The organism is Xanthomonas sp. NCPPB 3761, assembly GCF_041475705.2.
Classification (GTDB): Bacteria; Pseudomonadota; Gammaproteobacteria; order Xanthomonadales; family Xanthomonadaceae; genus Xanthomonas; species Xanthomonas phaseoli.
On record NZ_CM191262.1, the window covers coordinates 4,369,246 to 4,389,388 of the forward strand.

The following is a 20,143-nucleotide window of genomic DNA, read 5'->3' on the forward strand; positions in this document are numbered from 1 at the left end:
CTGCCCGCTTCTTTTCGATTAGGACGTCCGCATGAGCACCAACGACAACTGGTACATCGAACACTTCCAGCCGACCGGCTCGGCGATCGGCTTCCGTATCAGCGGCAAGCTGGACGAGGTGCAGTCCCCGTTCCAGAAGATCGAGATCTACCAGACCACCGATTGGGGCAAGCTGATGCTGATCGACGGCGCGGTGATGCTCACCAGCCGCGACAATTTCTTTTACCACGAGATGATCAGCCACCCGGCACTGTTCACTCACCCGGCGCCCAAGCGCGTGGTGATCATCGGCGGCGGCGACTGCGGCACACTGCGCGAGGTGCTCAAGCACCCCGGCGTGGAAAGCGCCACCCAGTGCGATATCGACGAGCAGGTCACCCGCATGTCGGAGAAGTATTTCCCCGAGTTGTGCGACGCCAACCACGACGCGCGCGCCGAACTGCTGTTCGACGACGGTGTGGCCTACATGGCCAATTGCCCGGCCGGCAGCGTGGACATCGTGATCGTCGATTCCACCGACCCGGTTGGCCCGGCCGAAGGCCTGTTCAACAAGGCCTTCTACGAGAGCTGCTTCAAGGCATTGAAGGACGACGGCATCCTGGTGCAGCAGTCCGAATCGCCGCTGGCGCTGCTGGACCTGATCAACGAAATGCGCACGGAAATGGGCAAGGCCGGCTTCCAGTCGTTCAAGACCTTGCCGTTCCCGCAGCCGTGCTACCCCACCGGCTGGTGGAGCGTGACCATGGCCAGCAAGCAGGCCAAGGCCAATTTCGCGTTCCGCCAGGACGCTGCGCAGGCCAAGGGCTTCGACACGCTGTACTACACCGCGCACCTGCACACCGGCGTGCTGGTTGCCCCGCCGTTCGTGGCCAAGGCACTGGGCGAGTAATCGCGGCTGGCCGAGCATGGCTGGCACGTGCAAACGGCAAGTGTTCAAGCATGGCGCCTGAATGGACGCGGCCGGTTCCTGCAAACGGCCGCGCCCGCTTGGCGGTGAGGTCCAGCCGTTTTGCGGGTTTTCTGCATGGCCTGCGTGCTTACGGCGCGCGGGCCGATGCATTGGCACACCGATCAGGTCTACCGTGGCCGCCCAACGCTGGTGATGTGTGAGGCCAGCGCGCCACCCCCACTTCTGGCACAGCGATCCGCCGATAGCGCGGCCGTTGCTGCGTCACTGCTGCGGTCTATGGGCCGATGTATGTGAAGCCCACCGATGCATCGATGCGCTGCGCAAGCTATAGGCGCGCCAGCACTTCTGTCTTCTTGGCGTCGAATTCGTCCTGCGTGATCAGCCCCGCCTCCAGCAATTGCTTGAGCTTGCTCAGCACCTGCACCGGATCGTCGGTCGCAGGAACCGCACTGGCTTGCGGTGCCACTGCCGCACCGTGCGCACCAGGCGCATGCACCACCACGCCACCGGCCGCCGCACGCAACTTGTCGATCTCCAGCTGCTGGCGCTTTTCGTAGGCGGATTCTTCTACCTGCTGCGCATAGGCATACACGCGCCGCGCCTGTTTCTTGGGCAGGCTGTCGATGGAAGCGTAGGCGCCCTGCGTGGTGCGGCACATGATGGTGGCTCCGAGCATCTGTTCGCTCATGTGCACATCGAGCACCTCGCGCCAGGGGAAATCGCGGAACGTCATGCCGAGCAGCTTTGGGTAGACCACGATGAAGCGGCGGTTGGTCAGCACCACCGCATCCGGAGACAGGTTCATCACCATTTTCTTCTGCACGGCGATGTACTCGACCTGCTCGTCGCGGGTCAGCAACTCGGTGATCTTGGGCAGGATCTTGCCCACCGCCACCGGGTCCTGTTCGTCCGTCAAAAACTGCGCCAATGCGTCCATCTGCCCTCGCCAACGGTTGAATCGGTGCGTTGACCAGGACACTACAGCAAGCCGCATGGATGGCGGTGCAATGCCGACCGTTTGCGGTGCAGCGTCAGATGGATCGCTGTCCGCTGCATCGCGGTGCATGCGGCATGCCGCAGAAGGACGAGCGCTGCCGCCCGCCCTTCGACCAGCGCTAGTTAGAAGCGGACTTCCAGTACTGCGTTCAGTACGTCTGCACGGTTGATGGTGATGTCTTGGGCATAGTCGTAGTAGTCACTGGCGTAGACGTAGTTGGTGTACATCGCGCTCACGCTCGCATGCTTGCCGATATCGAGGCCCAGGCCGAGGCTTGCGTAACCACCAAAGATTTCGTCGCTCATGTCTGCGACCTCGGCATACCAAGAGCCAAGGCGGACTACCGCGAACAGCGGAGTGTCACCAAAATTGAAACGTGCCGTACCCCCGATGCCGCCAAACTTCACTGCGGGGATAAAGACATCGTCGGTCGTATCGCCGCGGTCCAGGCGCCCAATCGATCCCTAAGTCCGATCAACGTGACCGAGCCAGCACGCCAGCGATAGCCGGCGCTGAGGCCAAGCATGTCTTGCTTATAGCCACTGAAAACCTCACCTCGACCACGCTGCACGCCGATGAACGCGCCCCTTTCAATGCGCGATTCCTCCACCCGTGTGTAGCTCGCTGCGGGGACAGGCGCTGCCGGGTAAGCAGCGGCAGGCTGGCCTGCCTGGGCCTCAGTCTGCTCGGTCACCGTCGTGAATCGGCCGGGCGCACCAGGCTGGCCGGAGCCGCTTCCACCGACAGCGGCCGGCGCTGCGCCAACGCCCGCTGGCGCCGGACGCGACGATGGCGCTGCCGGCGCGGCAACGCCTTGGGTGCCGGTCTGCTGCTTTTGCTGTTGACGGTAGCTGTCCCAGCCGCGCGACAACGACTGCGCCGAGGCCTGAGCCGTGACGCCGAACGCCGTGCAGGCCAACAGCAGTGTTGCGGTCCTTTTCATTGCATCCCCAATGAGTCGTGCTCCATCGTTTCCGCATCCTTGCGCACGCAGGTGGCACCTGACGGCGTCTGGAAGTGGCGCAAGTTGCAGTCGTATTCGGGGCGCGTTTCGGCATCACCGGATGTCGTGCGACATCGATGCAGGGCGACGCTCGAAGCGCGTGCCCGTGTTAACGCGTGCTGCAGCCCCCTGACCGCAGCCGGCACAGTGTCTGGAGTCTCATTCGCGGTCAAGAAGCAAAGCGACCGTCAACGCACTTCAGCAGCCGGCACTGACAGCGTCGACCCTGAGGCAAGACGCAACGCCGGCGGGGCGAATCATGGCCTGGGCTGGCGTGCCTGTATGCACTGGCCGGTACATTCCGATCCTGGTGGGTCCTGTCAAACGCCTGATTCCAAATGCTGTTCCACTCCCGGAACATTTCATTTGTTAAATAAATATAATTTCAATACTCGTAAGTTCTAAAATTAGGCAGACCGATCCTCGCGATCACCGTGAACCTGCGCAACGCGTGACATCTCCGCGCCGCCAAGGTCTGGAGAACTGCCATGCATTACCAGCCGCTGGACATGTCCAGCCTGCACCTCGTCACCCCTGTTCTGCTCAAGCAAGGCACCAGGCTGCTCGAGCCGGACGTCTACCGCACCCACGTGAACGGGCAGCCGGCGGTGGTCAAGGACTACGGCCGCTATCGCCGCACGCTGTTGTCGCCGATCGCCCGGCTCATGGTGCGCCACGAGGCCAGGATGCTGCGGCAGTTGCAAGGCTGGCGGCATGCCCCGGCCTTGCTCGGCACGCTGGGCGGGCTGGCGCTGGGCATGGAATTCATTCCAGGCGACACGCTCAGCGCCAGCACCGTCGTAGGCCAGGAGGTCTTCCAGCAATTGCAGCAGGCGCTGCGCCGGCTGCATGCGTTCGGCATCACCCATAACGATCTGCACGGCACCAATGTGGTGGTCAGTGCCGGCGTGCCGGTGCTGATCGATTTCACCTCGGCATGGCGATTCCCGCGCTGGCTGCGGCGCGGCACGTTGGCGCGTCAGCTGCAGCGCAGCGACGTGGCCAACTTTCAGAAAATGCGCCAGCGCCTTGCCGGCATCGCGCCGACTGCCGACGAATCGGCCCGCAGTGCCGAACCGCATTGGGTGCAGGCGATTCGCAGCGGCTGGAAGCGGCTGTATCGACGCTTGAAAGGCAGGGCGTGACCAGCGCTGCCGACTAACGGCGACTAAGCACACCATTACGCCCAGCTGCCGCGCTGATGTCGTCGGTTTGATCTGGAGCGCGGACGTCCTTCCGGCGCGTCATGCCAGGTGCTGCGATGCAGATGGCAATGGCGCCCGCGCAGTTGCATGCACAGCGACGCGAACAATTCCCCGTGCGCGTCGTTAGTGTTTGTGCACTAACCCACTCATTTTGCTGCTGCCGACTCAGTCGCTGCCGCATGGCGATAAGCGATCAGGCGCGGCGCTTGCGCGATGAAGCGGTCCAGCACGCCGTCAGCGATCTTGACCGGGCCGCCGAAGCGCGTGGCGCCGGGAATCGATTGGATCTGGCCCGCGACGGCGGCGATCGCAGCCGCCTCGGCAAACAAGGCCGGCGCCTGCGTGTGGCCGCGATTTGCCGCATCCAGCCCGGCTGCGGTCTTCTGCAGGGCCTGGCCCCAGTCTTCCATTGCCTCCAGCCACGGGCGCGATTGCTCGGCAAAACCCTCATCGGCCACGCCGTCGCGGATGATCTGCGGTGCCGCAGCCAGTTCGTCGGCAGTGCGTGCCAGTTCGGCAATCGCCTGCGTGCGCGTTGCCGAATCGCCAAGCGCGATTGCCTCGCGTACATGGTCGAGCACCGCCTTCAAGCGTGGCGCCTGTTCCTGCCATGGCTGGCTGCCAAAGGTGGGCGCCAGGTGCTGGGTATCGAAGAAGGTCAGCAGGGCCGCAGTGACGCGCGCATCGCCGCCGGCCAGATCGCGCGCCGCCGCATGCCAGGTGCGTTGCGCGTCGTAGCCTTTGTCGTTCCAGGCGAACGCGGCCACGCCCATCACCGCGACGCGGCTCGGTGCTTCCTGGTTCATCGGGTTGGACACGATGCCCGACAACTCGGCCGACAGACCCGCCTCGCGCCGCGCATACGGCGCCATCAGCAGGCGCCCGGCCGACGTTTCGAAATCGTTGACCGGATAGTTGTCCCACAACAGCGTCTTGCGGCCGAACGCCTTGGTGGCTGCGCGCGCATCGGGGATGGAAATGGCCGGCGGCACCACGTCGGTACCGGTCCACTGCACCACGATCTTCGGGTCTAGATGCTTGCGCAGCGCTTCCTTGTAAGGGCTCTCTTTGGCGTCGTAGTACTCGGTCGGCACCATGATGAGTTCAGCGGCCGCATCGTGGCGCGCGACCAGATCGGCCTGCACCAGATTGAGCAGATGCGACTGCGCGATACCGGCCGCCTGCGCGCCGGACTCGCCGAAGGTGGTCTTGTCGCGTTCGCAATTCCACTTGGTGTATTCGATATCGTCCAGCGCCACGTAGAAGCTGCGCACGCCCAGCGCGCGGAACGCATCGAACTTGCGCAACAGCGCCTTGGCATCGGCCGGATCGGAGAAGCACACGGTGGGGCCAGGCGAAATCGCGTAGACGAAATCGACATGATGGCGCTTGGCGGTGGCGGCCAGCTGGCCGAGCGCCTTCAAGGTCGCCTTCGGGTACGGCTCGCGCCAGCGATCGCGCGCGTAAGGGTCGTCCTTCGGGCTGTAGATGAAGGTGTTGGCCTTGGTGCGGGCGAGGAAATCGATGTGCTTGCTGCGATCGCTCATCGACCACGGCGCGCCGTAGAAGCCTTCGATGGTGCCGCGGATCGGCATGGACGGGTAATCCTGGATCGTCAGCGTCGGGATGGCCGGCCGCTCGACCAGCTGCCGCAGCGTCTGCGCCGCATGGAACAGGCCATCGTCATCGTGGCCGGCCAGCGTGATCAGGCTGCCGCGATCGAGCGCAACGCTGGCCAACGTGTAGCCTTCCTTATGGGTGTCCTGCATCGCCTTGCTACGCCCCAGCGCATCGCGCACCACGGCCGCATCGCCGGTGCCGAGCACGATGTGCGGGCGGTCCAGCGTGGCAGGCAGGCGTGTGGCGGTCGCAATCTTGGTGACGCCTGCGCTGTCGAGAATGCTGCGCACCAGCGCCACCGTGGCCTTGTCCGCGCCAGGGGCGACCACCAGCACCACCGAGCGGCCCAAGGTGACGGTTGCCCCATCCAGCATCATAGAGACCGGCGTCGGATAGATCGCCGGCTGGGTAACCGGTTCGGTCACGTCCTGTGCCAGCGCCGGAGCAGCCAGGCCCAGCGCTACCAATACCGAAAGCAGGCGCACGCCCGGCGTGCAGTTGCGTCGCTTCATCTCGAACTCCGGTATTGGAATGGTATTACGCCCTAGAGTAGGCAAGTCGGGCGGCGGCGACAAGCGCGGCCGCGATTGCTCGATGTTAAGCGCTGGAACGCCGTAACTTCAGGATGTTTCTGCATTGCACGCCAGAAAGGTGCGGCAGCAATCGGTGGCGGTATTGAAATGGTCTGACAAGATGGACGGTGGCGCCTTCGCGCCCGGTAGCGGCCTGGCCCGCACACGCCCAGACGCCCATCTGCGGCGGTGATGCGCGCCACCGCCAGTGCATTTAATGCACGCGCGGCGCGCACGTCGCATGGCTTGGGCGGCCCGAGTTTCCTGCGGTCGGTGCGACCACAATGCGCCTGATCCAGTGAAGTCGACTGGATTGCTGGCGCAGCACTACGGCTCTGCGGTCTCGCCGCTGCGCAGGCAGAGCGCATCGAACCCCTCACCGCCCGCCACGCGTCTGGCAAGCAGCAAGCGCCGCATTGCGACCTACAGCGCGTCGCTATCCAGCTCGCCGGTACGGATACGGACCACCGTGCCCAGGTCGTACACGAACACCTTGCCGTCGCCGATCTTGCCGGTACCGGCCGCCGCGACGATCGCCTCGACCACGCGCTCGGCCTGGTCGTCGGTCACCGCCACTTCGATCTTCACCTTGGGCAGGAAATCGACCACGTATTCGGCGCCGCGATAGAGCTCGGTGTGGCCCTTCTGGCGGCCGAAGCCCTTGACCTCGGTCACCGTGATGCCCGCCACCCCACAGCCGGCGAGCGCTTCGCGCACATCGTCGAGCTTGAACGGTTTGACGATGGCCATGATCATTTTCATCGGTGCAGGTCCCAGGGCATGACGGCCGCGCAGCATACCGTGGACGGGCGCAACACTCATCCAACCGCGCCCCGCCATCACCGCGGACGACAGCCGAATGAGACTATCCTTACCGCCTGCCGACTGCCTTGCCGATGTCCCGCGTGTCCCGGCCTGCACTAGGCTTCCTACGGACCTGCGGAGAACACCATGATCGATTTCAACCAGCTCGACGACCTCGCCCGCCGCCTCAGCGACCTGGTGCCGCCGGGCCTGCGCCAATCGCGCGAAGAACTGCAAAGCACCTTCAAGGGCGCATTGCAGGCCGGGCTGGGCAAACTGGACCTGGTCACCCGTGAAGAGTTCGACGTGCAGCGCGCGGTCCTGCTGCGCACCCGCGAAAAACTCGACGCGCTGGAGCAGACCGTTGCCGCACTGGAAGCGCGCGCACCCGGCACGCCACCCACTGCACCCCCCACCACCCCCTGAGCGAAGGCCACCACCATGAGTCTGGCGCTGGTGCACAGCCGTGCCCGCGTGGGGGTGCATGCGCCTGAAGTTCGGGTGGAAGTGCATCTCTCCGGCGGTCTTCCCTCCACCCAGATCGTGGGCCTACCCGAAGCGGCAGTGCGCGAATCGCGCGAGCGCGTGCGTGCCGCCCTGCTGTGCGCACAGTTCGAATTCCCCGCCCGGCGCATCACCATCAACCTGGCACCGGCCGATCTACCGAAAGAAGGCGGCCGGTTCGACCTGCCGATCGCTCTCGGCATCCTGGCTGCCAGCGGGCAGATCGACCGCCAGGCCCTGGCCGATTACGAATTCCTCGGCGAGCTTGCGCTGACCGGCGAGCTGCGCGGCGTCGACGGCGTGCTGCCCGCGGCATTGGCGGCCGCGCAGGCCGGGCGTCGGCTGATCGTCCCGCTCGCCAACGGTGCCGAAGCCGCCATCGCCGGGCACGTCGAAGCCTTCACCGCGCGCACCCTGCTGGATGTCTGCGCCACGCTCAACGGCAGCCAGAAAGCGCCTGCCGCCGAGCTGGCAGTGCAGGCGCTCGGCGCCCGCGCCCTGCCCGACATGGCCGACGTACGCGGCCAACCGCACGCACGTCGCGCGCTGGAGATCGCCGCCGCCGGTGGGCATCATCTATTGCTGGTCGGCAGCCCTGGCTGCGGCAAGACCCTGCTGGCCTCGCGCCTGCCTGGTCTATTGCCCGAGGCCAGCGAAGCAGAGGCACTGGAAACCGCAGCGATCACCTCGATCAGCGGCCGTGGGCTGGATCTGGCCCGCTGGCGGCAACGCCCCTACCGCGCCCCGCACCACACCGCCAGCCCAGTGGCCCTGGTCGGCGGCGGCACGCACCCGCGCCCCGGCGAGATCTCGCTGTCTCACAACGGCGTGCTGTTCCTGGACGAATTGCCCGAGTGGCAACGGCAAACCTTGGAAGTGTTGCGCGAGCCACTGGAGTCGGGCGTGGTCACGATCGCGCGCGCGTCACGCAGCGTGGATTTTCCGGCGCGCTTCCAACTAATCGCCGCCATGAATCCCTGCCCGTGCGGCTGGGCAGGCGATGGCAGCGGGCGCTGCCGCTGCAGCAGCGACAGCATCCGTCGCTACCGCAGCCGCATCTCGGGCCCGTTGCTGGACCGCATCGACCTGCATGTGGAAGTGCCGCGCCTTCCGCCTCAGGCGCTGCGCAGCGGCAACCTTGGTGAAAACAGCGCCAGCGTGCGGACGCGCGTGGTCGCCGCACGACAACGACAGCTTGCACGCGGCGCGCTGCCCAATGCGCAACTGGACCAGGCCGACACCGACCGCCATTGCCGCCTGCAACACGACGATCAGGTGCTGCTGGAGCGCGCCATCGAACACCTGCAGCTGTCCGCACGCTCGATGCATCGCATCCTGCGCGTTGCACGCACCATCGCCGATCTCGACGACAGCCCGGACATCGCCACACGCCATCTCACCGAAGCGATCGGCTACCGCAAACTGGATCGTGCGCTTGGCGCCGCCAGCGCGGCGTAGTTCGGCAGGTCAACCGGAGCGGATCCGCAAGCCATGCGCGGGCGCGCATCCTGCTACTGCAGGGCGCCCGCATTGTCAGGAAGTGGTGCTGGTGCCGGTGCCGGTGCCGGTGCGCAACAGCATTGGCCGTCACGGTGTTCATCGGATGCAGCCAATTGATCGCTCGCGCGGCATCGGCGCACGCGTGGCATCGTGCCTAACGCCAGCACGCACCGAGCCGGATGCCCTCACGGACGCCCGCCCTTGCTGCACGACCGCGGGCGCCACATCCCAACATGCATTTCATGGCGCGACACGTACAACAGGCAGCACTCCATTGTGCAGAGGCCTGTATGAGCCACCACCCTGAACTTGCCACGGTCCCTTCGCTGGACCTGAATCGCTACCTGGGCACGTGGTACGAAATCGCCCGCCTGCCGACCCGCTTCGAGGATGCCGACTGTACCGACGTGTCGGCGCACTACACCCTGGAAGACGACGGCAGCGTGCGCGTCCAGAATCGCTGCTTCACCGCAGAAGGCGAGCTGGAAGAAGCGGTAGGCCAGGCGCGCGCCATCGACGACACGCACAGCCGGCTGGAAGTGACCTTCTTGCCCGAGGGTCTGCGCTGGATCCCTTTCACCAAGGGCGACTATTGGGTGATGCGCATCGACGCCGATTACACGGCTGCACTGGTCGGCAGCCCGGATCGCAAGTACTTATGGCTACTGGCGCGCTTGCCGCAGCTGGACGAAAACATCGCCCAGTCCTACCTGGCGCATGCGCGCGAACAGGGCTTCGATCTGTCGCCACTGATCCACACCCCGCACACCGGGCGGCTGACCGAGTAACCGCTTCCGTAGGCGACCCCGACTGGCTGGGGACTGGTCAGGCCAGCAACGACGCACCGCCTGCAACCCTGGTGACCTCGAGGCACTGACCAGTGGACGATAGGCATATGCTCTCAACGAGCATCCAGACCACAATCGCCCACTGACGCAGTCGCCGTGGCCACTGGCGTGGCGACCCAGCGCACCGGTCCTGGCGGCTCCACCGCGCAGACCAGCACCCCAACCTCTCAGTCGTCGAGCGTGCCGAGATCCTTGGCAGCGGCCTGTGCACCTTCCAGGCTGTCGAAGGCCACGCCGGTGTCGCCGACCACGTACTTGGTCAGCTCGCCGTCGCGTGTTGTCTCCTGCATCTTGAAGATCGGCACCGCATCGGTGCCGCCGACGCGTTCTTTCTGCGTTGTCATGCGTGATTCCTCCAGTGAAAGCATCCTGCGTGGGACCGGTATCCGGCTGCTCCCGGGCGGGAGCGCAGACAATCCGACCCTAGCGCGGTCCTGCGTGCAGTCGCGTGAATCCGCAGGCGGCCCCGACTGCCAGGATGCAACGCAAGAAGGTCGGAAAAAAATCACAGCCGCTTCGCTCCGCAAACGCGCGCAATGCACGCGTGTGTCGTACATTCGCGACGTGCAGCCTCATCAGTCCATGCCGTGCGTCACCAATCGCGACGTGAGCCGTTCGCGCACGCCGGTTGGCGTGCACCTTCGATCTGCGCAAGCCTGCGCTGGCGGCGTTTCTGCAGGGGCCATGCGTGAACCGGCAGCACGGCCGTCGCGGGTGGTGGGATGAAGCGCCAACGCATCATCAGCGTCACCGTGCTGCTGGTGTTGCTGAGCGCAACGCTGCCGATCGGCCTGTCCTACTACCTGGCTTGGCGGCTGGCGTTGGCGCGCGAAGAGGGCAAGCTGAGCCAGTTGGCGGCGCTGTCGATCCGGCGCACCGAAAGCGCCTTCGACGAGGCGCATGGCGCATTGTTGAGCATGGCCGCCTCGCGGTTGCCGCCGTGCTCGCCTGCGCATCTGGCGCAGATGCGCGCCTTGGTGCTGACCAGCCACTACATCGTCGAGCTGGGACGGTTTCAACAAGGTCGTCTCAGCTGTACGTCGTGGGGCCAACTGCGCAACACCGTTCCGCAGCGCACGGCCGACTTCGTGGTCAAACGCGGCATCGCGGTGACCACGCGGCTGCTGCCGTTGGCCAATCCGCAGCGTCCGCTGATGGCATTGCAACTGGGCGACTACAACGTCCTGATCAACCCGGACACGCTGGCCGACATCAATATTCCGCCTGGCCTGCAACTGGCGATCGGCACGCCGGACGGGCAGATTCTCAGCAGCACCGGCACCGCCGCCGAACACTTGCTGATCGACCCCACGGCCAAGCGTGAGCCGGGCGCCCTCTTGCTTTCGCAGGTGTTGTTCGGGCGCGACCGTCGTGGCGACTGGGCCGCGGTGGTCACCGAGCCGGTGGCCTATCTGCGCGGGCCGCTGGCGGCGGCGCGGTTGCAGCTGGTACCGATCGGCATTGCCGTGGCGCTGCTGCTGGTCGGTGCGGTGCTGTGGGTCTCGCGGCGGCGCCTGTCGCCATTGGCGCGGCTGGAAATCGCCGTGCAGCGCGGCGAGTTCATCGTGCACTACCAACCGATCGTTGCGCTCGACAGCGGCGCCTGCGTCGGCGCCGAAGCGCTGGTGCGCTGGCAGCAGCCCGACGGTGTGCTGGTGCCGCCGGACGCCTTCATCCCGCTGGCCGAACAAAGCGGCCTGATCCTGCCGATCACCGATCTGGTGGTGGCCGAAGTCATCCGCGAACTGGGCTCCACCCTGGCCGCCGATCCAGCGCTGCATGTGGCCATCAATGTCTCCGCCGACGACATCAAGAGTGGCCGCGTGCAGGGCGTGCTGGCGCAGGCGTTGCGCGGCACCGGCGTGGACAGCGGCCAGCTGTGGGTGGAGGCGACCGAACGCAGCCTGATGGACATCGATGTGGCACGCACCACCATCACCCATCTGCGCGGTGCCGGCCACACGGTGTCCATCGACGATTTCGGCACCGGTTATTCGAGCCTGCAGTATCTGCAGGGCTTGCCGCTGGACGCGTTGAAGATCGACAAATCGTTCGTGGACACCATCGGCACCCACTCGGCCACCAGTGCGGTGACCGCGCACATCATCGAGATGGCCAAGACGCTACGGCTGCGCACCATCGCCGAAGGGGTCGAGCGGCAGGAACAGCTCGATTATCTGCGCGCCCATGGTGTGGATCTGGCGCAGGGCTGGCTGTTTTCGCGCGCATTGCCGGCCACTGGTTTCATCGCCTATCACGCTCAGGCGCGCAGCGCGACGCAGTGAACCCGGCAAGAAAAAGGCCGCCATTGGCGGCCTTTCGATGTCGATCAGGCGTTGCGCAACCCAATCACGCGCCCTGCAATGCAGCACTGCTCTGCCGCACCGGCTTGGGCCGGCTCGGGAAGGCATGGCGCACGATCCGCCACATCACCTGGCCGAACTGGCGCGGCAGCGAGCCGGTGTTGTAGTGCTGGCCGTAGCGCGCACAAACCTGCTTCACTTCGACGGCGATCTGCGCATAGCGGTTGGCCGGCAGGTCGGGATAGAAGTGATGCTCGATCTGGTGGCTCAGGTTGCCCGACAGCACGTTCATCAGCTTGCCACCGGTCAGATTGGACGAACCACGCAGCTGACGCAGATACCAGTGGCCACGCGATTCGTTGCGGATGGATTCCTTCGGAAACACTTCCGCATCGGCGGTGAAGTGGCCGCAGAAGATGATCACGAAGGTCCAGATGCTGCGCAGCACGTTGGCCGCCAGATTGCCCAGCAGCACGGTCAGGAAGAACGGGCCGGCCAGCAGCGGAAAGACGATGTAGTCCTTGAGCATCTGGCGACCCATCTTGCGGCCGACCGGCAGGAACGAGGCACGCAATTCGGCGGCCTTCATCTTGCCGGCGAACCAACGGCCCAGACGCAGGTCCTGGATCGCCACGCCCCATTCGAACAGCAGCGCGAACACCACCGCGATAAAGGGCTGCAGCAGGTAGAAGGGGCGCCAGCGCTGCTCGGGGAAGATGCGCAGCAGGCCGTAGCCGATGTCGTCGTCCATGCCACGCACATTGGTGTAGGTGTGGTGCTTGAAGTTGTGCGTCTTGCGCCAGTTGTCGCCGGTGGCAACGATGTCCCACTCGTAGGTGTTGCCGTTGAGCTGCGGGTCGCCCATCCAGTCGTACTGGCCGTGCATGACGTTATGGCCCAGCTCCATGTTCTCCAGGATCTTGGACAATGCCAGCAGCAGCACGCCGGCGATCCATGCCGGAATCAGCACGCTGTGCACGAAGGCACCCAGGAACAGCAGCGCACGGCCGGCCACGCCGGTCCAGCGCACGGCAGCCACGATGCGGCGGATGTAGCGCGCATCGGCGGCGCCCACCTGGCGCAGCACGCGCGCGCGGATGGCATCGAGTTCGTCGCCGAAAGACTGCAGTTCGGCAGCGGACAGGGCACGGTTATGGACTCGGCTCATGAAGATTCCTTACAGATCCAGGATCAGGTCAGTGCTCGGCGCACTGATGCACAGGCGCACCTGTGCGGTGGGTTCGTTGCTGCGTTCACCGGTCAGCAGGTGCCGGGTGGTGCCGGATTGGCGCGGGCAGGCGCAGGTATTGCAGATGCCCATGCGGCAGCCGTGTTTGGGCCGCAGGCCTTGCGCTTCCAGCCCTTCCAGCAGCGACTGGCCGCGCGGCAGGGTCAGAGTACGGCCGCTGCGTGACAGTTGGACCTGCACCTGCCCGGTCTCGGCCTCGTGCAGTGCCGGCACGCTGAAGGCCTCTGCCTGAAAGGCAGCCACGCATCCCTGCAGCCGCTCGCGCGCGGCCTGCACAAAACCGCCCGGCCCACAGGCCATCACATGGCGCTGGTCCAGCGCGGCAATGTGGTCCAACGAATAGGTGTCCACGCGTTCTGCAGGGGTCTCGCCTTCGCGGGTGGTCAACAGTTGCACACGCAGGCGCGGATGCGTCGCGGCCAGCGCGGCGAATTCGTCGACGAAGCAGGCTTCGTCGCGCTGGCGCACCCAATACAGCAGGTCCACGTCCATCGGCATACCGGCCTGCGCGGCGGCCTGCAGCAACGCGCGCATCGGCGTGATGCCCGAACCGGCGGCCAGCAGCAGGAGCGGAGTGGGCGTGGTCGGCAGCAGCATGTCGCCGAAAGCAGGGGCCAGCGACACCACCGTGCCCAGGGCCGCATCGTGCGCCAGGAAGCGGCTCACCAGCCCGCCCTCGATCGCCTTGACGGTGATCGCCAGCCGGCCGTCGGCCAGTACCGTCGGGCTGTAGCTGCGCAGCAGGCGGCGGCCGTCGATTTCCACGCCCAGGCTCACGTGCTGGCCGGCCTGCAGGCCGCGCCAATGGCCGTTGGGTTGCAACACCAGGGTCACCGCATCGCGGCTGGCCGGGGTGCGCTGGACCAGCCGCGCCATCGGCTGTTCCAGCGTCCACAACGGGTTGAGCCGGGTTGCCCAGAAATCGAACAGTTGCGGGGACACCAGCCGACGCGCCAGGCGTGCCGGCAGCGGGGACTTGGACTTGCGAGGAGATGCCAGGTTCATGGGCCGCACTATACGCATGCATGCACATCCGTGTATACACTTGTATATTGCCAGAGGGGCTATGATTCAGGCCCACGCCCGGCTGCAGCCTCATGACCTCTATCGCCCTGCCTTCCCACGACGCGCCGCCGTCCCGCAAGCCGGCGATTTCACGTGAGGATCTCATCGCTGCAGCACTGTCCTTGATTGGCCCGCACCGCAGCCTGTCCACACTGAGCCTGCGCGAAGTGGCACGCGAGGCGGGCATCGCGCCGAACAGCTTCTATCGGCAGTTCCGCGACATGGACGAGCTCGCCGTGGCCTTGATCGACCTGGCCGGGCGTTCGCTGCGCACCATCATCGGCCAGGCGCGCCAGCGCGCGACCTCCACCGACCGCAGTGTCATCCGTGTTTCGGTCGAAGCCTTCATGGAACAGCTGCGCGCCGACGACAAGCTGCTGCACGTGCTGTTGCGCGAAGGCGCGGTGGGCTCTGACGCCTTCAAGCAGGCAGTGGAGCGCGAACTGACCTATTTCGAAGACGAGCTGCGCGTGGACCTGATTCGCCTGGCCGCGGCCGACAACGCCAAGCTGCATGCTCCTGCCCTGGTGTCCAAGGCGATCACCCGGCTGGTGTTTGCGATGGGCGCGGTGGCGATGGATTCGCCGCCGGAAAAAGATCCCGAGCTGATCGAGCAGATCTCGCAGATGCTGCGCATGATCCTCACCGGCGCGCGCACCCTGGGCACGCACGGCGGTTGATTGCTTGCCGGCGTCCGCGCGCTGCGGGCATCGGCATCGGCGCATGGACCGGGTGTCTACAGCGATTTTGAGCGCGCCGTGCAAACTTTCCGACGACTGCTCACGACGCGCTACCGGCATGCGTCATCGGCGGTGCTTGAATCAGATCATCGCCGGATTCCACCGCCCTCTTCGATTCCATCAGCGCGTTGTAGCCGATACACAGCTGCATTCTCTTTCGCTTCGCGAAAGATAATCCGAAAAATAATTGCATAAAGTGCTTGCACCGTTAAAAAGACGCAGGTAATGTTCGCGCCCTCAGCAGCCACGTCTGCACTTTCACCGAACCGACCTCATGTCCCTGCTCAACTCCGCCACATTCAATCGACTGCCCAGCGCGCACCGCGCGGCATCGTATGTGCGCACGAAGAAAGCAGACGTGCGCATCACCCTCTTCGACTGATCCCCTCACAAGGAGATCGGTCACTCGATCTCCGAGGCACGCGAACGCCCTTGGATGCTGCATCCCGGGGCGTTTTTCGTTGTGCGTTCGCATCACATCTTGTGGATGACCTTCCAGGCACCCGGGCATGGATTGCCCGACAACATGGACGTTGCACGCGACCAGGCGCGAGAGCGCTGTGCCCAGGTGCCGGGCACGGGTAGCGCGTGGTCATGCACAGACAAGAATTACCGTTTGAATAAAACGGTGATCAGAAACACTGCGAAAGATATTCAGCGGCCTGGAGTTTATTCCAGCTGGTGCGCGCGGCGATGCCGTGGCGTATACCGAACTCTTTGGCATGTTTCTCGTTACGGGTATCGGCTCCTGGTGGAGCGGCGGCGAAAGCCGTAGTCCTGGTTCGATTCCGGAATACCCGCCCCTGGATAGCTCAGTTGGGTAGAGCAACAGATTTGTAATCTGTCTGTCGCGGGTTCGAATCCCGCTCCATGCATGACCTTCTCGGTCATTCCTCGGGACGCAAGTCCCCTTACGGAAACGCCCATGCCGCAGGCAACAGGCAAGCCATCGCCTGACTGCCTGCAGCAGCGGCGCCCCTGCCGGGCCATTGCCCTGAACGCGCGTGCTGCGCCGTTCGCTGCCGCTACGCAAGCCATCGCACCGCAGCAGTCACACAAATGCAGGCGCCAACAGCGCATTGCGCCCCGCACGGCCGCCGTCACCGGCGTTTCCACCTTTCAACGCCGCGTTGCATCGGCACACGTTCCGCCAGCAGTCCGATCCGGGCGGCGGAACGGCTGCATTCCCGGATCGGACCACCAGAGCCAAACCCAAGGAGAAGTGCCATGTTCTGGACCAAGAGGGTCGTGATCGGTGACGGCGAGCGCGGCCTGGTGTATCGCAACCGTCGGTTCGAGCGCGTGCTCGTCCCCGGCGTCTATCGCCTGTTCGACCCGTTGGGTCGCCGCCAGGTCATCGTCCACGCCATCACGCAAGGCGCCGATGTGGGCTGCGATGCAGAAATGCTGATCGACACGCTCGGCAGCATCCTGCCGCAACACTTCGTGCTGGCCGACATCGGCACCGTGCAGGTCGGCTTGCTGATCCGCAACGGCAAGCTCGACGACGTGCTGCCACCGGGCACGCGCACGCTTTACTGGCGTGGTCCGTCGGCAATCGAGGTGCAGACCCTGCCATTGGGCGACGGGCTGCAGGTGCCCACCGATGTGCAGCGCAGGCTGCGCCAGCTCGGCACGCTGTCGCGTGTGGCGGTCTGCATGGATGTGCCGGCCGAGTCGCAAGGGCTGGTGTTCGTCGACGGCAAGCTGCTTGCACCGTTCGGGCCGGGGGCTTATGCATTCTGGAATTTCCAGAAGAACATCAGCACCGACGTAATCGATCTGCGCGTGCAGTCGGTCGAAGTGTCCGGACAGGAGCTGTTGACGCGCGACAAGGTGTCGTTGCGGGTCAACCTGGCCGCCAGCATGCGCGTCACCGATGCCGTGGCGATGCGTACGCGCGTGGCCAAGGCCGGCGATTACCTGTATCGCGAGTTGCAGTACGGTTTGCGGCGCGCAGTCTCGGCCAAGACGCTGGACGAGTTGTTGGGCGACAAGGCCTGCCTGGATGCAGATATCTTCGGGTATGTGCGCGGCAGCGTGAGCGGCTTCGGCATCGAGGTACTGGGTGTCGGCGTCAAGGACGTGATCCTGCCGGGCGAGATGCGCGAGATCCTCAACGCAGTCGTGCAGGCGGAGAAGCAGGCGCAAGCCAACGTCATCCGTCGGCGCGAAGAGGCCAACGCCACGCGCTCGTTGCTCAACACCGCCAAGCTGATCGAAGACAGCCCGGTACTGATGCGTTTGAAGGAACTGGAGGCGCTGGAAAAGGTCACCGAAAAGATCGACAAGCTCACCGTATTCGGCGGCCTGGATGGCGTGCTGAAACAATTGGTGACGATCAGGCAATGAAGGCTGCGCGTGGCGGAAGGATCTGCCACGCACTGCCGCAACGTAATGACAACAATGAGTACATCACAACACTTTGAATTTCTGCACGCCGAAGGCAGCAGCACCCCGATCAAGGGCTGGGTACGCGGCGTGCCGCTGGAAGAGCAGGCGCATGCGCAGCTGCGCAATATCGCAGCGGTCCCGTTTGTCGGTCCGTGGGTCGCGGTGATGCCAGACGTGCATCTGGGCAAAGGCGCAACCGTGGGCTCGGTGATTCCGACCCGTGGCGCCATCATCCCGGCGGCGGTCGGCGTGGATATCGGCTGCGGCATGGCGGCGGTGCGCACCACGCTGCGCGCCAACGACCTGCCCGACAGTCTGGCGCAGCTGCGTTCCAGCATCGAGCGCAGCGTGCCGGTGGGCAACGGCCGTGGCGGCGAGCACCGCAAGCTGCCGGACAGCATCCAGACCCGCATCGCGCAGTCCGGGCTGGTGCAGCGTCTGGACGCCATCAAGCAGCAGCACAAGCGCATCCGGACCGACAAGCTGGACTGCCAGATCGGCACGCTGGGTGGCGGCAACCATTTCATCGAGATCTGCCTGGACGAAACCGATGCGGTCTGGGTGATGCTGCACAGCGGTTCGCGCGGCACCGGCAACCTGATCGGCACGTATTTCATCGAGCGCGCGCGTGAGCAACTGGCGCATCGCGTATTGGGTTTTCATCTGCCCGACAAGGACCTGGCCTTCTTCATGCAGGGCGAGCCTTTGTTCGACGAGTATGTCGAAGCGGTGTCGTGGGCGCAGGATTACGCCCGCGAAAATCGCGAGGCGATGATGGCGCGCGTGCTGGCCGAGATGCGTCACCGCTTGCCCAAATTCCAGCTGGAAAAGCTCGCAGTCAATTGCCACCACAACTATGTGCAAAAGGAAACGCACGGTGGCGAGGAATTGTTGATCACCCGCAAGGGCGCGGTCAGCGCTCGTGCCGGCGAGCTGGGCATCATTCCGGGCAGCATGGGCACGCGCAGCCACATTGTGCGCGGGTTGGGCAACGCCGACAGTTTCCACAGCTGCAGCCACGGCGCAGGGCGCGTGATGAGCAGGACCGCTGCACGCGCGCAAATCACCCTGGCACAGCATCGCGAGGCCACCGCACATGTGGAATGCCGCAAGGACGCGGCAGTGATCGACGAGTCGCCTGCCGCGTACAAGTCCATCGATGCAGTGATGGCGGCGCAGCGGGATCTGGTCGAGGTGCTGCACACCTTGCGCCAGGTGGTGTGCATCAAGGGATAGAAGAGGGCCGCGCTTGCGGCCCTCTTCACTACAGACACGTTGCAAGCGCGAGCGAGCAACCTCATCCGCAATGCACTGCACAGTTCAGTCATGTCGCGGCAGCGCTCACATCAAAGCACGCGCGTTTCACTCTTTCGACGCCATCGTGGCGCCTCGTTCGCGGTCTGATCTACAGGGCGCATCCAACAGATAATCCGGAGGCGGTATGAGCAATCTCGACAAGCAGGAACGCAAGGAGGAAGCGAAGGACTTGAACCGCGACCCGATCTCCGGAGCGCCTGGTTCGCATCCGGTTGGGGTGGGCGTGGGCGGCATCGCCGGCGGTGCTGCAGCTGGCGCGCTGGCGGGCACGGTGTTCGGGCCGCTTGGCACCTTGATTGGTGCAGCAGCCGGTGTGGTTGCAGGCGCTGCAGCTGGCAAGGGCGTGGCCGAACGGCTCGACCCCACGGTGGAGACCGAATACTGGCGGCAGGAGCATCGCAACCGTCCTTACTACAAGGAAGGCACCGACTACGATCGCGACTACGCCACCGTCTACGGATTCGGTTTGCAGGCACGCGAAACCCGCCCGACCAGCACCTGGGAAGAAACCGAAGCCACCTTGGCTGGGGAATGGCCACGCAACCGCGGGCAATCGCGCCTGGAGTGGGACGAAGCCCGGCTTGCAGCACGCGACGCATGGGAGCGTGCGGACCGTACCCACACGGTCTATCGCGACAGCGATACGCACTACGCCGGTCGCTTCGACAGCGCCCGCTACCGCGATGCCGAGTATTCGTATGACGACTATCGTCCGGCTTACCGCTATGGCATGCAGGCGCGCCAGCAGCATGCCGGTCGCCAGTGGGACGACCATCTGGAACGCGACCTGGGCGATGGCTGGGACCGCTTCAAGGCCAATTCGCGTCTGAGCTGGGAAAAGGCCAAGCATGCGGTGCGTGAGGCGTTCGATTCGGATCATCACGATGCAGCGGCGCGCCGCAACCCAACCGATCCGCGCGTCTGAGGCTTGATCGCAGCGGCCTGGTAAAGATTGCCGCGGCGAGCGCAATGCGTTGACCCAGGGCGGGCCTATTCGGGCCCGCCCTGCATTGTGGAGTGATGAACGTTCGTTGCTCGTCGGGCGTCACTGGAAGTGCATGGATGCCGACACGCATTCCAGGGTGATCTACCCACACGACGGCCCGCGCGCA

General features: G+C 65.0%; 16 protein-coding genes and 1 pseudogene. 10 read left to right on the forward strand and 7 right to left on the reverse strand.

Translation table 11 applies throughout. The annotated features are described in order from the left end of the window. Window positions 1-31: 31 nt before the first annotated feature. Window positions 32-889: a polyamine aminopropyltransferase gene (gene speE, locus ACCQ00_RS19050; RefSeq protein WP_039573550.1), complete on the forward strand. Its 858-nt coding sequence runs from the start codon at window positions 32-34 to the stop codon at window positions 887-889. Between the two features lie 346 nt (window positions 890-1,235). Here speE and ACCQ00_RS19055 read toward each other — a convergent pair whose 3' ends face one another. Both ACCQ00_RS19055 and ACCQ00_RS19060 read right to left on the reverse strand, forming a co-directional pair. After that, entirely contained in the window at window positions 1,236-1,847 is a 612-nt protein-coding gene (locus ACCQ00_RS19055; protein ID WP_017156743.1) for a PH domain-containing protein, read from the reverse strand. Window positions 1,848-2,029: 182 nt separating this feature from the next. Then, window positions 2,030-2,850, reverse strand: a pseudogene (locus ACCQ00_RS19060) (hypothetical protein). Between the two features lie 548 nt (window positions 2,851-3,398). Between ACCQ00_RS19060 and ACCQ00_RS19065 the strand changes: the two are divergent. Beyond that, window positions 3,399-4,055 (forward strand): RIO1 family regulatory kinase/ATPase domain-containing protein, encoded by a 657-nt coding sequence (locus tag ACCQ00_RS19065; RefSeq protein WP_039573547.1) that lies wholly within the window; start codon window positions 3,399-3,401, stop codon window positions 4,053-4,055. Between the two features lie 206 nt (window positions 4,056-4,261). Here ACCQ00_RS19065 and ACCQ00_RS19070 read toward each other — a convergent pair whose 3' ends face one another. Together ACCQ00_RS19070 and ACCQ00_RS19075 are read right to left on the reverse strand one after the other, a co-directional pair. Further along, entirely contained in the window at window positions 4,262-6,247 is a 1,986-nt protein-coding gene (locus ACCQ00_RS19070) for a glycoside hydrolase family 84 protein (protein ID WP_039573544.1), read from the reverse strand. Window positions 6,248-6,730: 483 nt separating this feature from the next. Continuing rightward, window positions 6,731-7,105 (reverse strand): P-II family nitrogen regulator, encoded by a 375-nt coding sequence (locus tag ACCQ00_RS19075; RefSeq protein ID WP_008574841.1) that lies wholly within the window; start codon window positions 7,103-7,105, stop codon window positions 6,731-6,733. A gap of 153 nt (window positions 7,106-7,258) precedes the next feature. On the opposite strand from ACCQ00_RS19075, the gene ubiK reads away from it, so the two are divergent. From ubiK to ACCQ00_RS19090, 3 genes are all read left to right on the forward strand, one after another. Continuing rightward, window positions 7,259-7,537: a ubiquinone biosynthesis accessory factor UbiK gene (gene ubiK / locus ACCQ00_RS19080; protein WP_017156738.1), complete on the forward strand. Its 279-nt coding sequence runs from the start codon at window positions 7,259-7,261 to the stop codon at window positions 7,535-7,537. Between the two features lie 15 nt (window positions 7,538-7,552). Continuing rightward, on the forward strand, window positions 7,553-9,073 hold the full coding sequence (locus tag ACCQ00_RS19085) for a YifB family Mg chelatase-like AAA ATPase (RefSeq protein ID WP_039568535.1): 1,521 nt from the start codon (window positions 7,553-7,555) through the stop codon (window positions 9,071-9,073). A 332-nt stretch (window positions 9,074-9,405) separates the two neighbouring features. Further along, a complete protein-coding gene (locus ACCQ00_RS19090; RefSeq protein ID WP_039568534.1) occupies window positions 9,406-9,903 on the forward strand; it encodes a lipocalin family protein in 498 nt (165 codons plus the stop codon). Window positions 9,904-10,130: 227 nt separating this feature from the next. On the opposite strand, the gene ACCQ00_RS19095 is transcribed toward ACCQ00_RS19090, so the two are convergent. Then, window positions 10,131-10,307, reverse strand: coding sequence for a hypothetical protein (locus ACCQ00_RS19095; protein WP_017158194.1), 177 nt, complete (start codon window positions 10,305-10,307; stop codon window positions 10,131-10,133). 378 nt (window positions 10,308-10,685) lie between these two features. Here ACCQ00_RS19095 and ACCQ00_RS19100 point away from each other — a divergent pair, with 378 nt between their 5' ends. Beyond that, on the forward strand, window positions 10,686-12,248 hold the full coding sequence (locus tag ACCQ00_RS19100) for an EAL domain-containing protein (protein WP_372354007.1): 1,563 nt from the start codon (window positions 10,686-10,688) through the stop codon (window positions 12,246-12,248). A gap of 64 nt (window positions 12,249-12,312) precedes the next feature. Here the strand turns inward: ACCQ00_RS19100 and ACCQ00_RS19105 are convergent, their stop codons facing one another. Continuing rightward, window positions 12,313-13,434 (reverse strand): fatty acid desaturase family protein, encoded by a 1,122-nt coding sequence (locus ACCQ00_RS19105; protein WP_017158196.1) that lies wholly within the window; start codon window positions 13,432-13,434, stop codon window positions 12,313-12,315. A gap of 9 nt (window positions 13,435-13,443) precedes the next feature. Then, window positions 13,444-14,520 (reverse strand): ferredoxin reductase, encoded by a 1,077-nt coding sequence (locus ACCQ00_RS19110; RefSeq protein ID WP_017158197.1) that lies wholly within the window; start codon window positions 14,518-14,520, stop codon window positions 13,444-13,446. 92 nt (window positions 14,521-14,612) lie between these two features. Between ACCQ00_RS19110 and fabR the strand changes: the two genes are divergently transcribed. The 4 genes from fabR to ACCQ00_RS19130 all read left to right on the forward strand — a co-directional run bounded on the left by fabR (window position 14,613) and on the right by ACCQ00_RS19130 (window position 19,956). Beyond that, complete coding sequence (fabR, locus tag ACCQ00_RS19115) at window positions 14,613-15,260, forward strand: HTH-type transcriptional repressor FabR (protein ID WP_005989260.1); 648 nt, start codon at window positions 14,613-14,615, stop codon at window positions 15,258-15,260. A gap of 1,287 nt (window positions 15,261-16,547) precedes the next feature. After that, window positions 16,548-17,672 carry a slipin family protein gene (locus ACCQ00_RS19120; protein WP_017159089.1) on the forward strand — a complete coding sequence of 375 codons (1,125 nt, stop codon included), beginning with the start codon at window positions 16,548-16,550 and terminating at the stop codon, window positions 17,670-17,672. A 54-nt stretch (window positions 17,673-17,726) separates the two neighbouring features. Then, window positions 17,727-18,950, forward strand: a complete 1,224-nt coding sequence (locus tag ACCQ00_RS19125) for an RtcB family protein (protein ID WP_039583438.1) — start codon at window positions 17,727-17,729, stop codon at window positions 18,948-18,950. A gap of 205 nt (window positions 18,951-19,155) precedes the next feature. Next, entirely contained in the window at window positions 19,156-19,956 is an 801-nt protein-coding gene (locus ACCQ00_RS19130) for a hypothetical protein (protein ID WP_039568529.1), read from the forward strand. Window positions 19,957-20,143: the final 187 nt, after the last annotated feature.

What these genes read in the sequence shown, in the direction of transcription:
- speE (WP_039573550.1), top strand. Translation starts at nt 32, where the DNA reads ATGAGCACCAACGACAACTGGTACATCGAACACTTCCAGCCGACCGGC.
- ACCQ00_RS19055 (WP_017156743.1), bottom strand. Translation starts at nt 1,847, where the DNA reads ATGGACGCATTGGCGCAGTTTTTGACGGACGAACAGGACCCGGTGGCG.
- ACCQ00_RS19065 (WP_039573547.1), top strand. Translation starts at nt 3,399, where the DNA reads ATGCATTACCAGCCGCTGGACATGTCCAGCCTGCACCTCGTCACCCCT.
- ACCQ00_RS19070 (WP_039573544.1), bottom strand. Translation starts at nt 6,247, where the DNA reads ATGAAGCGACGCAACTGCACGCCGGGCGTGCGCCTGCTTTCGGTATTG.
- ACCQ00_RS19075 (WP_008574841.1), bottom strand. Translation starts at nt 7,105, where the DNA reads ATGCTGCGCGGCCGTCATGCCCTGGGACCTGCACCGATGAAAATGATC.
- ubiK (WP_017156738.1), top strand. Translation starts at nt 7,259, where the DNA reads ATGATCGATTTCAACCAGCTCGACGACCTCGCCCGCCGCCTCAGCGAC.
- ACCQ00_RS19085 (WP_039568535.1), top strand. Translation starts at nt 7,553, where the DNA reads ATGAGTCTGGCGCTGGTGCACAGCCGTGCCCGCGTGGGGGTGCATGCG.
- ACCQ00_RS19090 (WP_039568534.1), top strand. Translation starts at nt 9,406, where the DNA reads ATGAGCCACCACCCTGAACTTGCCACGGTCCCTTCGCTGGACCTGAAT.
- ACCQ00_RS19095 (WP_017158194.1), bottom strand. Translation starts at nt 10,307, where the DNA reads ATGACAACGCAGAAAGAACGCGTCGGCGGCACCGATGCGGTGCCGATC.
- ACCQ00_RS19100 (WP_372354007.1), top strand. Translation starts at nt 10,686, where the DNA reads ATGAAGCGCCAACGCATCATCAGCGTCACCGTGCTGCTGGTGTTGCTG.
- ACCQ00_RS19105 (WP_017158196.1), bottom strand. Translation starts at nt 13,434, where the DNA reads ATGAGCCGAGTCCATAACCGTGCCCTGTCCGCTGCCGAACTGCAGTCT.
- ACCQ00_RS19110 (WP_017158197.1), bottom strand. Translation starts at nt 14,520, where the DNA reads ATGAACCTGGCATCTCCTCGCAAGTCCAAGTCCCCGCTGCCGGCACGC.
- fabR (WP_005989260.1), top strand. Translation starts at nt 14,613, where the DNA reads ATGACCTCTATCGCCCTGCCTTCCCACGACGCGCCGCCGTCCCGCAAG.
- ACCQ00_RS19120 (WP_017159089.1), top strand. Translation starts at nt 16,548, where the DNA reads ATGTTCTGGACCAAGAGGGTCGTGATCGGTGACGGCGAGCGCGGCCTG.
- ACCQ00_RS19125 (WP_039583438.1), top strand. Translation starts at nt 17,727, where the DNA reads ATGAGTACATCACAACACTTTGAATTTCTGCACGCCGAAGGCAGCAGC.
- ACCQ00_RS19130 (WP_039568529.1), top strand. Translation starts at nt 19,156, where the DNA reads ATGAGCAATCTCGACAAGCAGGAACGCAAGGAGGAAGCGAAGGACTTG.